This window comes from Amycolatopsis sp. NPDC006125 (assembly GCF_040614195.1).
GTDB lineage: Bacteria > Actinomycetota > Actinomycetes > Mycobacteriales > Pseudonocardiaceae > Amycolatopsis_E > Amycolatopsis_E tucumanensis.
Genome location: NZ_JBEXTZ010000020.1, coordinates 14,902 through 27,319 on the forward strand (window position 1 = coordinate 14,902; position 12,418 = coordinate 27,319).

Genomic DNA, 12,418 nt, shown 5'->3' on the forward strand with positions numbered 1-12,418 from the left:
GGGCGACGATACCGGCGCCGACTCCCCTGGATCCGCCGGTCACCAGCGCCGTCCGCCCCGCGGGACACGTTCTGGCGCTGCGGTTACGCGGGCACGTCGATCCAGGACCTCACCGACGCCACCGGGGTCGGAACGCAAAGCCTCTACGGCGCCTTCGGCAGCAAGCGTGAGCGACCGCGGACCCGAGCCCATGGCACGGCGTCACGTCAGCCGTCACCTTCAACGAGGGCGGCCGCATGGAGCTGCCACCGCAGGGCTAGGGCTGCCTGATAGCCAACAGCGTCGCAGCACTCTGAGCGCCCAAGACGAAGACGTGCGGGCCCGCGCATGCCGCCTCTACAACGAAACGACTGTTCACCCAGCGGATCACCGAGCGCTCCCTCGGCCGCTGACAACACCCTGCGCGCGGTCAGAGAACAGGAGGCCAATGACTGCGGTCATGCGCTGCAGGTCCTTCGAACACCTCCGGGGCGGTGCGGGTGAGCAGTCCGAGCAGGTCCGGGTTCTGCTCGATGACCTGAAGCCGCAGGCGTCATACAAGACGGTCGAACAGGCAGCAGCGACGGGCGTCGTCACCGCGATCACACCGCAATTCGCCCACACGGGCGGCCATCATCTCGACGACGCACAGGAAGCGTACGCAGTGCCAGACGACGCCAAACCTCGCCGACCACTCACAGGGGGTAATGGCATGCTCTCGACCCGCGACCACGGAGCGCCTCTGGACGTGTCGGCAGCCTTGACCCGCGTCTGACCGCAGCCATCTGCCCGCGGCGGACCGTCGAGCACATCCCTCCCGCTGCCGCGGACCGCGGACCGCGGACCGCGGAAAGCACCTTTCTCGGGTCGGTCGAAGAATCGAAGGCTCAGTGTGGTACCCCGGGTACTGAAGCGGGCAACGAACGTTCATTCAAGCAGTACGATCGAGCCATGGGGAACTCCACAGCGCGAACCGCCGCGGCCGACCGCGTCCGTGCGGCAGCGGTCGACCTGTTCTTCGAGCAGGGCTACGACCGCACCAGCGTCCGGCACATCACGGCGGCGCTGCGACTCACCTCCGGTGCGCTCTACAACCACTTCCGCTCGAAGGAGGAACTGCTCTACTCCATCGTTTCACGCACGCACTCCGAGGCCGAGCGCGTCACGGCCGACGCGATCCTGCGCGCGGGCGGAGACCCGGCCCGCCAGCTCGCGGAAGTGGCCCAGGCGTTGACCGCGTTCTCGGCCACCTACCGCAAGGAGACCTCGATCAGCCACGCGGAGTGGCGCAACCTCCCCGAGCCCCAGGCAGCCGAAATCCGGAGCAGCCGTCTGCGGCTCGGCCACCTCGTCGAGCGGCTGCTGGAACGCGGCATCCGCACCGGGGTGTTCCGGCCGACGGCCGACAACGCCCTGCTCGCGAAGGTGCTGCTGAGCACGTGGACCGAGGTGGGCCGCTGGTACCACCCCGGCGGCCACCTCAGCGTGCCGGACCTCGCCGACGAATTCGCCGTGCTCGCGCTGCGCACGGCCGGTGCGGCAGCGCCCATCAGTGTTGAGCGATTCGCTCCTGCTTGACCCGCAACCCGGCCGCCTCGCGGTCCCACGTGTCCGCGGTGACGCCGGCCGCCCGCAGCCGGTGCTTCTCGATCTTGCTCGTGGGCGTCTTGGGCAGTTCGTCGAGCACCCGGATGTAGCGCGGCACCATGAAGTGCGCCATCCGGTCGGACAGGAACGCCAGCAGCTCCGCCGGATCGATGACGGCCCCCTCGACCGGTGCGACGACAGCCAGCACGTCGTCCTCGCCGTGCGGGCTGGGCACCGCGACGACCGCAGCTTCGCGCACCGCCGGGTGGGCCAGGATCTCCGCCTCCACGTCGAACGACGAGATGTTCTCGCCGCGCCGCCGGATCGCATCCTTGACGCGGTCGACGAAGAAGTACTCGCCGTCGGGGCGGCGGCGGAAGGCATCCCCGGTGTGGAACCAGCCGTTCCGCCAGGCCCGCGCCGTCGCCTCGGGCATGCCCCAGTAGCCGGAGTTCATCGCCCACGGCCGGTCGGTGCGCAGCACCAGCTCGCCTGGCGTCCCGTCGGGGACTTCCCGGTCGAACTCGTCGACGAGCCGTGCCTGCACGCCGCGGCGAACCCGGCCACAGGTCCCCGGGGTCGCCGGATCGTCCTCGGAGATGATCGGGATCGACGTCTCGGTCATGTTGAACAGCGCCGTCACACGCACCCCGAAGCGGCGGGCGAAACCGGCCACGTCGTCGTTCAACGGCACCATGAACACGTGCCGCAGGGGGTGGTCGCGGTCGCCGGGAGCGGGCGGCTGCTTGGCGAGGAAAGTCGCCATCACGCCGAGCAGGGTCACGTGGGTGGTCCCGGTCGTGCGCACCAGGTCCCAGAACCGGCCGGTGTCGAACCGGTCGACGACCGCGATCGACGCGCCCTTCAGCAACGCCGCGTAGCAGCCGATCGTGCCACCGGCGTGGAACAGCGGCAGGTTGATCATGTACCGGTCCTGCTCCCCGAACCGTTCGTCGAACGCCGCCGCGGCAGTTGTGGCGACGTGCGTGTAGGAGCACACCACGCCCTTCGACGGCCCGGTCGTCCCGGACGTCAGGATGATCGCGTACGGGTCCCAGGGCTGGACCGGCGATTCCGGAACCACCTCCGGCCCGGCGTCCGTCCAATCGCGACTGGTCAGCGGCACCACGTGGTCCAGTTGACCGCCCTCCAGCGTGGCCAGGCGCGGTACCAGATCGGGGTGCGCGACCATCACCCTGGCGCCGGACAAGCGGATCGCGTGCTGGAGCAGGCCGCCGCGGTAGGCGGGGTTGAGCGGCATGTAGATCGCGCCGAGCAGGTTGGCGCCATACCAGACGCGCAGCGCGTCCGGACCGTTCGGCAGCCAGGACAGAACGCGGTCGCCGTGCCGGACGCCGAGCGCGGCCAGTCGGCGGGCGACCCCGTTCGCCGCCCGCCAGGTCTCGCCGTAGGTCCAGCGGCTGCCGTCCTGGAACACCGCGTGCACGGTGTCCCCGCGCTCGCGGGCGTGCCGCCGCAGCAGCTGCCCCAGCACGCACTCCTCGGGCCCCGGAACGGCCGAACTCCACCAGTCCATGTCACTGCCTCGCTTCCGTCGGATCAGCGGGGTCGCCGGACGGGCTCCCCCCAGCGAACGCCCCCAGGTACGCCTGGCGCAAGCCGGGACCGCGCAGCAGGTCCGGGCCCGGCCCCTCGGCGACAATGCGTCCGTTCTGCATCACGAAACCCCGGTCGGCGATGCTCAGCGCCCGCTCGACCACCTGCTCGACCAGCAGGAGGCTCAGCCCTTCGGCGCGCAGCACCTCGATCGTGTCGAAAACGCGGTCGACCATCACCGGCGCCAGCCCGAGGGAGGGTTCGTCGAGCAGCAGCATCCGCGGCTCGCGCATGAGGGCTTGCCCGATGACCAGCATCTGCTGTTCACCACCGCTGAGGACTTCAGCCTGCGCGGACAGCCGGGCGCGCAGGAACGGGAACAGCCCGAGCACCCGGTCCAGCCGGTCGCGTTGCTCCGGCTTGCCGAGACCGGACCGCCACAGCCCGAGGTCGAGGTTCTCCCGCACGGTGAGCCCGCGGAAGATGCGCCGTCCCTCCGCCACGTGCACGAGTCCGCGTCCCACGACGGTCTCCGGGGCCGCGCGGCTCAGGTCGGCTCCGTCGAAGGTGATCCGGCCGCGGCTGGGGTGCCGCAGACCGGAGATGGTGCCGAGGAGCGTGCTCTTGCCTGCCCCGTTCGCGCCGACGAGCGCGCAGACCTGGCCCGGCTCGACGGCCAGGGTGATGTCTTCGACCACCGGTGCCGAGCCGTAGCCGGCGGTGACCTCGGACAGTTCGAGGAGAGGAGTCATCAGCGCCCCAGGTAGACGTCGAGAACACGGTCGTCGGTCAGGGCCGTCGCCGGCGGCGCCGACACCAGCGTCGCGCCCTCGTGCAGCACCGTGACCGCGTCGGCCACCTCGGCGACGAGTTCGATGTGGTGCTCGATGAGCACGACGGTGACACCGTCGGCGCGGATCTCCCGCAACAGCCGTCCCAGCGCGTCGAGTTCGGTCATCGACAGGCCGGCGGCCGGCTCGTCGAGGAGCAGCAGGCTCGGACGGGCCATCAGCGCGCGGCCGATCTCCAGCAGCCGCTGCTTGCCGTGCGGAAGCGCACCTGCGTGCTGCCCCGCGACGTCGCCCAGCCCGATGAACCGCAGGTAGGCCATGGCTTCGGCGGCGAGCGCGGCGGCCTCCCGGCGGGCAGGCGGCAGGCCCGCCGCTATCACCACCGCGGGCGACCGCTCCCGCGCATAGGCGCCGAGGAGGACGTTGTCCAGCGCGCTCAGTTCCGGTAGCAGGCGCGGCGTCTGAAAAGTGCGGCCGACGCCGGCGCGGGCCATCCGGTCGGGCGACCGCCGGACCATCCCCCGCCCTCCGAGCTGCACGGTGCCGTCGTCGGCCCGGACGTAGCCGGTGATGGTGTTGAGCAGAGTGGTCTTGCCGGACCCGTTGGGCCCGACCACCGCGTGGATGGTGCCGGCGGGTACCGCCAGATCGGCGGACCGCAGGGCACGCACGCCGCCGAAACCCTTGACCAGGCCACGGGCCGTCAGGCTCAGCGCGTCCCGCCGCGGCGGCCGCGGCGGATCCGGTAGGCGCTCGGTCACCGGGATCGGCGGCCGGCGGGAGCGCCACCAGCGCGACCAGGCGCCGGCGATCCCGTGCGGAGCGTAGACGGCGACCACGAGCAACGCCGCGCCGTAGACCAGCAAGCGCCATTCGGCCAGCGCTCCCAGCAACTCGGGCAGCACGAAGAACGCCAGCACGCCGACGACCGGACCGCCCAGCCGTCCCGCCCCGCCGACGATCACCACGAGCAGGAAGAAGACCGAGAAGTCGATGGTGAAGTCGTCCGGTGTCACCATGCCCTTGAGCCCGGTGAGCAACGCACCCGCCGCGCCGGCGAGGACCGCGCTGAGGAAGAACGCGAACACCTTGAGCCGCACCGTGTTCGCGCCCGCCGAGCGGGCCGCCTCCTCGGCATCGCGAACGCTGATGAGCGCGCGGCCGACTCGTGAGCGCACTAGGTTCCGCAGCACCAAGTACGTGACGACGACGAAGGCGAGCACCAGCCAGAAGAAGCTCGCGTCGTCCAGCGGCAACCCGCCCGCCTCCGGGCGCGGCACGCCGAAGATCCCGGAAAAGCCACCGGTGATCGCGCGCATCTCGACCAGCAGGCCGTTGACGACCATCCCGAACGCCAGCGTGATGAGGGCGAGGTACCAGGCGGTCAGGCGCAGCGCGGGCAACGCCATCAGGCTGCCGACCAGGCCCGCGCCGAGCATCGCGACCGGCAGGGCGGCCCAGAAGGACCACCCGTGCGCCGTGGTCAGCACCGCCGCGACGTAGGCACCGACGGCGACCAGCGCGCCGTGGCCGAGCGAGACCTGCCCGGCGTAGCCGAACAGCAGGTTCAGCCCCATCGCGACGAGGACATAGATGCCCACCAGCGTCGCCAGGTACACGACGAACGGGTCACCGGCGACCAGCGGCAACGCCGCCGCGGCGCCCGCGGCGAGCGCGATCCCGGCCACCCTGGCCCGCGGCCCGCCGATCACCCAAGGCCGTCGTGCGGCCAGTGTCGCGTCAGACATGGCGCAGCACCCCGCCCGCACGCCGGAGCCCGGTGGGCCGGACCATCAGGACGACCACGACGACCCCGAAGAGGACCGCGGTCTGCATGCCCGGCGAAACATACCGCGCCCCGGCAGCTTCGACGACGCCGAGCAGCCAGCCCGCGACCAGCGCGCCCCGGTGATCGCCGACACCGCCCACGATGGCCGCGAAGAACCCGCGGATGAGCAGGCCGAACCCCATGGTCACCGAGGCCAGCAGCAGCGGCGCGGCGAGCACCCCGGCGAGCCCGGCCAGCGCGCCCCCGGCCAGGAACGAGATGCGGCCGATCCGGTCCGGCCGGATCCCCTGCAGCCGCGCCGCGTCGCGGTCCGCGGCGACCGCCCGCACCGCGCACCCGAACCGCGTCCGGTCCCCGAGTTCGAGCGCGACGACGAGCACCACGACCACACCGATCACCACGAGCTGGTAACTGCTGATCTGCAGCCCCAGCAAGTCGATCGGTCGCAGGGACAACGGCTCCGATGGCGCCACCGATCGCGGTTCCGCGGTCCAGATCCGGCCCGCGACCTGGCTCAGGACCAGCGAGAAGGCGAGCGTGGTGATGACCCAGCCCGCGGCGTGACTGGACCGGCGCAGCACGGGCGCGACGGCCAGCCGTTCCTCGAGCAGCGCGACCAGGCCGACGACCACCACCACGCAGACGAGCGCGATCGGCCACGGCAGCCCCCCGAGGCCGGTCGCGGCCATCAGCATCGCGCCGACCATCACCAGGTCGCCCTGCGCGAAGTTGAGCACGTTCGTCGGCCGGTAGAGCACGTTGAACCCGATCGCGACGAGCGCGTACAGGCTGCCGAACGTCAGGCCCGGGACGAGGACCTCGCTGACCGGGTTCACGAGGCCAGCTCCCGGAAGATGCCGCCCGCGGACGCCTCGTCCCGGGCCGAGAGCAGCGTCGCGATGGCGATCGCGTCGTCACCGATTCCACAGTGGTCGGTCTCGGTGAACGAGATCGGTGCCCGCACGCCCGGGTAACCCCGCACCCGGTCGAAGGCGGCCCGCAGCCGCTCCGGGTCCGTCGTTCGCTCCTGCTCCACCACCGTGGCCAGCAGTTTCAGGAAGTCGTAGTACGGGCTGTTGGCGGCGGAGAACGCCAGCTGCCCGGCCTCGGCCCGGATCTTGGCCGCGTACTCGACCGCGGGGCCCGACGGGGCACCACCCCGGGGGTAGGTCAATGAGCGGTAGGCGGTGCCGTAGAAGTTGCGCAGCAGCTCGACCGGGATCTCGTTGTAGGCGTCGATGTAGTTGAGGTCGTGGGCCACGATCACCGGCGCGAAGCCGCCGTTGGCCATCGCCCGCAGGGACAGCACGGCCGCCTGCGGTTGTCCGCTGAACATGCCGAGCCCCTCGACCCCGGCGCGGGCCAGCTGGTTGAGGTAGGGCGTCATGTCCGGGGCGTTCGGCTCGAACACCTGCACACCGGCGAGTTCGGTGCGGTAGTCCTCACGCAGGGTGCGGGTGAAGGACTCCTGCATGGACTTGCCGAACTCGGAGTTCTCGGTGAGCAGGCCGATCCGGCGGAGGCCGCGGGTCTCGAAGAGGAACTTCGCGGCCGCCCTGCCCTGCCTGCTGGTGTTGAAGACCAGCTGGTAGTGCCCGGGGAACCGGGCCCCGTCGCCGAGGAGGTCGGCGCCGCCCCACGCGGACTGGATCGCGTTGCCGCGGGCGAGCGCGGTGACCGACGCGACGGCCTGGGAACTGCCCGTCGGACCGACGACGAAGTCCGGTCGCGCGCTGAGCAACCGCTGGGCGACGGTCGCCTGCGTGGCGGGGGATCCCTCGTCGTCCTCTTCGTGCACCGCGATCGCCGTGCCGAGCAGGCCGCCCGCGGCGTTGATCTCCTGCAGGGCAAGCCGCGTGCCGATGAAGGTGGGGGCGTAGGCGCTGGCCAGCCGCCCGGTCTTCGGCTGGATCCAGCCGAGCTCGGCCTGCCCGTCCGTGGATCCCGCTCCGCGACCGGCGCACGCCGTCAGTCCGGCGCCGAGGAGCCCGGTTCCCAGTGCCAGCGCCCCCGACAGGGCGGTCCGGCGGGACAAGCCGGGTCCGCCGCGGCTCAGGCTCGTGTCCATGTGCGCCTCCGTTGGCGTCGGATCACCCGAAACGGGTACGTGTATGAGCGTTTATATACATCGCGCTTCTCGCACGTCAAGAGACGTGGTGAACAGCCCGGAAGACTTGCCAAGTCCCGAGCGGGAAGCGATATTGCATGTACGTTCATTCACCAGCAAGGGAGCGCCATGGCCGACACAGTCCACATCCTGGGCGGCGCCCAGACCGATTTCGCCGTCAAGTGGGCCAAACAGAGCGACAACCCGCTCTTCGACATGCTGGAGCAGGCTGTCCGGGACTGCCTCGGCGTGACGGGACTCGAACCGTCCGACATCGACACCGCGCACGTCGGCAACTTCGGCGGGGAGCGCTTCACCGGGCAGTCGCACCTCGGTGCGATGATCCCGATGCTGACCCCGGCCTGGGCCACGCTGCCCACCAGCAGGCACGAAGCAGCCTGCGCGTCCGGTAGTGCCGCGGCGCTGGCCGCCATGGCGGAGATCGAGGCCGGGCGGTACGACGTCGTCCTCGTCGTCGGGGTCGAGCTGATGCGCAACGTCGCGGGTGAGGAAGCGGCACGCAACCTCGGCTCCGCGGCGTGGACACCCCAGGAACTGGACTCCGGCGAGCTGCCCTGGCCGCACCTCTTCGACCGCATCAGCCAGGAGGTGGACCGCCGGTACGGCCTCGACCAAACCCACCTCAACCGCATCGCCGAGCTCAACCGCACCAACGCCCGCCGCAACCCGCTCGCCCAGACCCGTGACTGGACAGCCGAACCCGGCCACTTCGACGCCGACGACATCGCCAACCCGATCGTCACCGGCCGCACCCGGAGGAGCGACTGCGGCCGGATCACCGACGGGGCGAGCGCGATCGTGCTCGCCGGCAGCCGGTTCACCGAGTCCTGGCTGGGCGGGTCGCCCGGCCGCAGGGCCAGCCGGATCAGCGGATGGGGCCACCACACCGCACCACTACCGCTGAGCGCGAAGTTCACCCACGAGGGGCGCTACCTGTTCCCGAACGTCCGGCAAGCGATCACCGACGCTTACGGCCGGGCCGGCGTGCGTGGACCGGAAGAGCTCGACGTGATCGAAACCCACGACTGCTTCACGATCACCGAGTACGTCGCGATCGACCACTTCGGACTGACCGATCCCGGGAAGGCCTGGCAGGCCATCGAGGACGGCCACATCGACTTCGACGGGCGCCTGCCGGTGAACCCGTCGGGCGGCCTGATCGGCGCAGGGCACCCAGTGGGGGCCACCGGAGTCCGGATGCTGCTGGACGCGCACCGGCAGGTGACCGGAACCGCCGGCGACTACCAGGTACCGGGAGCGCGCACCGCCGCGACCCTCAACGTCGGGGGCAGCTGCAGCACGGCGGTGAGCTTCGTGGTCACCGGGTGAGCGGCTTCCCATCACGCGAACACCGCGGGGACGGGCTGCTCGCCTCCGGGGGTGAACGCGGGCAGTGATCGCAAGGTCGCCCAGCCGCCGCACACGCGCAACTGGGCTCCGTCCACCATCGCGGATGCCGGGCTGATCAGGTACGCCACCGCCGCGGCGATGTCTTCCGGATCGCACAGCCGGCCGGACGGGATCCGCCGCAGTGACGCGGTCACGAACGCTGGATCGGCGGTGTCGGTCATCGGGGTGCGGACAATGCCCGGCAGCACCGAATTGACCCGGATCCGGTGGCGCGCCAGCGTCACCGCCAGGTGTGTGCTCAGCTGCGCGACCGCTGCCTTGCCCGAGCCGTAGCTGTACAACCCCGGCACCGGCGCGGTCTGCGCGCTCGTGGACGAGACCGCGACGATGTTGCCGCGGTGCCCGGAGGAAACCCACCGCTGCGCGAGCCTTTCCACGGCGTCGGCGAAGGACAGGACGTTGATCCGGTAGGCCTCTTCGCGGTGCCGCCGCGCCTCGGGCTGGTCGTCCCTCGGCAGGACGCCGGCCGCGTGCACGAAGTCGTGCACCGCGCCGGCCTGGCGCAGGGCTTCGTCGACCAGGTCGTCGGCGGCGCCGGCGCGGGACAGGTCGGCGCGGACCGTCCAGGCCCGCCGCCCCAGGTGCTCCCGGATCGCCGCCGCCACCTCGTCCAGCTCGGGGAGCCGCCGTGCCGCGAGCACGACATCGGCGCCCCGCCTGGCCAGCTCGAGAGCGGCTTCCGCGCCGATCCCGCTGCTGCCTCCGGTCACCAGCACCGTCCGCCCGTCCAGGGACCACGGTCGCGCCGGCGGTACCGTGCTGCCGTCCACTTTGGCTGTTCCGGTGGCACTGACTGGCACGATCCCGGTCTCGAGTCCGCCGTCGAGCGGCAGCACCTCGCCGACCATCGCGTTCAGGCCGCGGCTGAGCAGCAGTGTCAGGGCCGCCTGCAGGTCAGCCTCGGTCACCGGGCGGCGGACCACCTGGTGCGCGTGGAGCACCGCCTCGGCCGGCTGGGGCAACGAGTGGCCGAGAAAGGGCGCGTAGCCGATGCGGATGGCGTTCATCCGCACGCCGTGCGGCGCCACCCGGGAGGCGAGCTGCTGCCACCAATGCAGATCCGCGCTCTGCCGCGCCGAGCGCTCGACGTGGGCCGAACCAGCCGGCCACGGCAGGGCGTCGGTGACGAGCACCATCCGGCCACCACCGGATCGGGCCATCCGGGTCGCAGCTTCCAGGACGACCGAACGACGCAGGCAACCACCGCTGCCGTGCACGCCGAACGCCGCGTTCTCCACCTGGACCGCACAGAACGCCGCCGCGCCCGTGCCGGCGGTGACGGTCCGGAACCCGGCTCGCTTCAGGACCGCGTTGACCGCGCCGAGCGCAGCGGTCTTGCGCGGCGCATCGATTTCGATCGTCGCCGAACATGGCCGCAGCGACACCGTCCGGGACGGTGCCGTGCTGGTACTCGTCATGGGACACCTCCGCAGTAGCGCACATCGCGAAACTACGGCCGTCCCGGCCCGCGGTCATCGCCCCGCGAGTACCCCTTGAGAACCGCGGGCCGTGACGGGAAGTACCGCCGTGTCAGGCTTTTCCGGCTTCCTGAACCGGCACCTGCTCGTGCCGGAGGATCCAGGACGCCTCTCCTCGCCGCCGGAAGTCGGTGCCGAACCAGCCCGGGTTGTACGCGCTGCCACCGCCGTCGACGAGCAAGGCGGCGCCGTTGACGTAACCACTGTCGTCGGACACGAGGTAGGCGACCGCACCGGCGATGTCCTCGGGCTTGCCGAGCCTGCCCAGGGGCGATTCGGCCTCGTTGTAGCTGCGCGCCCCGGTCGCCAGCAGACCACCGGTCATCGCCGTCTCCGTCACGCCCGGCATCACCGCGTTGACGCGGATGTCGAACTGCCCCAGTTCGTAGGCCATGATCTTCACCATCATGTTCAGCGCGGCTTTGGCCGAGCAGTAGGCGGTGAACAGGGCTACCGGTTCGACGGCCCCGGACGACGAGGTCACCACGATCGCTCCCCCATTGCCCAGCTCGGCCATCCGGCGCGCCGCGGCCTGGCAGATGAGGAACGTGCCGGTCACGTTGATGTCGAACGTGCGGCGCCAGGTCTTCTCCGGGATCTCCAGGAACGCGCCGAACCGTCCCCAGCCGGCGTTGGCCACGCAGATGTCGAGCCGGTCATGCCGCTGCAGCCGCTCGAACAACACCGCTACCTGGTCGGGGTCGGTTTGGTCGCAGGGCACCGCCTCGGCCAGACCGCCGGCGTTCTGGATGTCCTTGGCGACCGCTTCGGCTCCCTCGCCGTCGATGTCGGCGATGACGACAGTCGCGCCGTCCCGGCTCAGACGCCGCGCCGTCGCCTGCCCGATGCCGGAGGCGCCACCGGTCACCAGCGCGACCCGCCCATCCAGCCGCGCGGCGTCAGTGTTTCCCATGCTCGTTGGTTCCCTTCCCGTTGCCATGACTAGTTCCGCACCCAGCCGCCGTCGACGAACAGCACCTGGCCCGTGACGTACCGCGCCTCGTCCGACGCCAGCCAGACCGCGGCGCCCGCTACCTCGTCCGGCTGCCCGGTCCGGCTCAACGGCAGGGTCGCCACGGTCTTCTCCCCGATCCGGCCGAGATCGGCCGCGTGGCCGGTGTCGGTGTCGATGAACCCAGGCGCGATCGCGTTGGCCCGGATCCCTTCCCGGCCCAGTTCGACGGCCAGCGACCGGGTCATCGTGAGCAGGCCGCCCTTGGATGCGTCGTAGGCGATCTGGCGGAAGAACCCGATCACCGCGACCGAGCAGATGTTGACGATCGCGCCGTGCCCGGCCGCGGCGAGGTGATCGACCGCGGCCTGGCTGAGCACGAACGGCGCCTTGAGGTTGACGTCCATCACCCGGTCCCAGTGCTGTTCGGTCTGCTCCCGCAGCGGCAGGCGGTGGATGGTGCCCGCGTTGTTGACCAGGATCGCCAGGCCGCCCAGCTGGTCCGCGGCCGTGGCGACCAGCTCGCGGGCGAAGGAGGTGTCGGCGATGTCGCCGGCCAGCGCCACCCCGTCACCACCCGCGGCCTCAATGCGCTCGACCGTCGCCTTCGCGGCCTCGGCGTCCAGATCGTTCACCGCGACCCGGGCGCCGCCCGCTGCGAGGCGTTCGGCGATCGCCGCGCCGATGCCACGTCCTGCCCCGGTGACGAGCGCGGCACGTCCTGCGAGGTTCATGAACCCCTCCACT

Annotated in this window: 12 protein-coding genes; 4 read left to right on the top strand and 8 right to left on the bottom strand. The window is 71.3% G+C overall.

Features of this window, described 5'->3' with window-relative positions; translation table 11 throughout:
* Positions 1-30: 30 nt before the first annotated feature.
* The 3 genes from ABZ193_RS12860 to ABZ193_RS12870 all read left to right on the top strand — a co-directional run bounded on the left by ABZ193_RS12860 (position 31) and on the right by ABZ193_RS12870 (position 1,557).
* Positions 31-270, top strand: a complete 240-nt coding sequence (locus ABZ193_RS12860; protein WP_308191159.1) for a TetR family transcriptional regulator — start codon at positions 31-33, stop codon at positions 268-270.
* Between the two features lie 157 nt (positions 271-427).
* Entirely contained in the window at positions 428-754 is a 327-nt protein-coding gene (locus ABZ193_RS12865; RefSeq protein ID WP_354709956.1) for a hypothetical protein, read from the top strand.
* Positions 755-930: 176 nt separating this feature from the next.
* Positions 931-1,557 (top strand): TetR/AcrR family transcriptional regulator, encoded by a 627-nt coding sequence (locus tag ABZ193_RS12870; protein WP_354709958.1) that lies wholly within the window; start codon positions 931-933, stop codon positions 1,555-1,557.
* Here the strand turns inward: ABZ193_RS12870 and ABZ193_RS12875 are convergent.
* The 5 genes from ABZ193_RS12875 to ABZ193_RS12895 are packed head-to-tail and all read right to left on the bottom strand — an operon-like array spanning position 1,529 to position 7,771.
* On the bottom strand, positions 1,529-3,103 hold the full coding sequence (locus tag ABZ193_RS12875; RefSeq protein ID WP_354709960.1) for an AMP-binding protein: 1,575 nt from the start codon (positions 3,101-3,103) through the stop codon (positions 1,529-1,531). The genes ABZ193_RS12870 and ABZ193_RS12875 overlap by 29 nt on opposite strands.
* 1 nt (position 3,104) lies before the next feature.
* A complete protein-coding gene (locus ABZ193_RS12880; protein WP_237336917.1) occupies positions 3,105-3,875 on the bottom strand; it encodes an ABC transporter ATP-binding protein in 771 nt (256 codons plus the stop codon).
* Complete coding sequence (locus tag ABZ193_RS12885) at positions 3,875-5,662, bottom strand: branched-chain amino acid ABC transporter ATP-binding protein/permease (protein ID WP_354709961.1); 1,788 nt, start codon at positions 5,660-5,662, stop codon at positions 3,875-3,877. Before ABZ193_RS12885 ends, ABZ193_RS12880 begins: the two co-directional genes overlap by 1 nt.
* A complete protein-coding gene (locus ABZ193_RS12890; RefSeq protein WP_354709962.1) occupies positions 5,655-6,539 on the bottom strand; it encodes a branched-chain amino acid ABC transporter permease in 885 nt (294 codons plus the stop codon). The genes ABZ193_RS12885 and ABZ193_RS12890 overlap by 8 nt, the downstream gene beginning before the upstream one ends.
* On the bottom strand, positions 6,536-7,771 hold the full coding sequence (locus tag ABZ193_RS12895; RefSeq protein WP_354709963.1) for an ABC transporter substrate-binding protein: 1,236 nt from the start codon (positions 7,769-7,771) through the stop codon (positions 6,536-6,538). The genes ABZ193_RS12890 and ABZ193_RS12895 overlap by 4 nt, the downstream gene beginning before the upstream one ends.
* A 168-nt stretch (positions 7,772-7,939) precedes the next feature.
* Here ABZ193_RS12895 and ABZ193_RS12900 point away from each other — a divergent pair, with 168 nt between their 5' ends.
* Positions 7,940-9,160 (top strand): acetyl-CoA acetyltransferase, encoded by a 1,221-nt coding sequence (locus ABZ193_RS12900; RefSeq protein ID WP_354709964.1) that lies wholly within the window; start codon positions 7,940-7,942, stop codon positions 9,158-9,160.
* Between the two features lie 11 nt (positions 9,161-9,171).
* Here ABZ193_RS12900 and ABZ193_RS12905 read toward each other — a convergent pair whose 3' ends face one another.
* The 3 genes from ABZ193_RS12905 to ABZ193_RS12915 all read right to left on the bottom strand — a co-directional run bounded on the left by ABZ193_RS12905 (position 9,172) and on the right by ABZ193_RS12915 (position 12,405).
* Positions 9,172-10,659, bottom strand: coding sequence for an SDR family oxidoreductase (locus tag ABZ193_RS12905; RefSeq protein WP_354709965.1), 1,488 nt, complete (start codon positions 10,657-10,659; stop codon positions 9,172-9,174).
* A gap of 112 nt (positions 10,660-10,771) precedes the next feature.
* On the bottom strand, positions 10,772-11,632 hold the full coding sequence (locus tag ABZ193_RS12910; RefSeq protein WP_237336911.1) for an SDR family NAD(P)-dependent oxidoreductase: 861 nt from the start codon (positions 11,630-11,632) through the stop codon (positions 10,772-10,774).
* 29 nt (positions 11,633-11,661) lie between these two features.
* A complete protein-coding gene (locus tag ABZ193_RS12915; RefSeq protein WP_237336910.1) occupies positions 11,662-12,405 on the bottom strand; it encodes a 3-oxoacyl-ACP reductase family protein in 744 nt (247 codons plus the stop codon).
* Between the last annotated feature and the right edge of the window lie 13 nt (positions 12,406-12,418).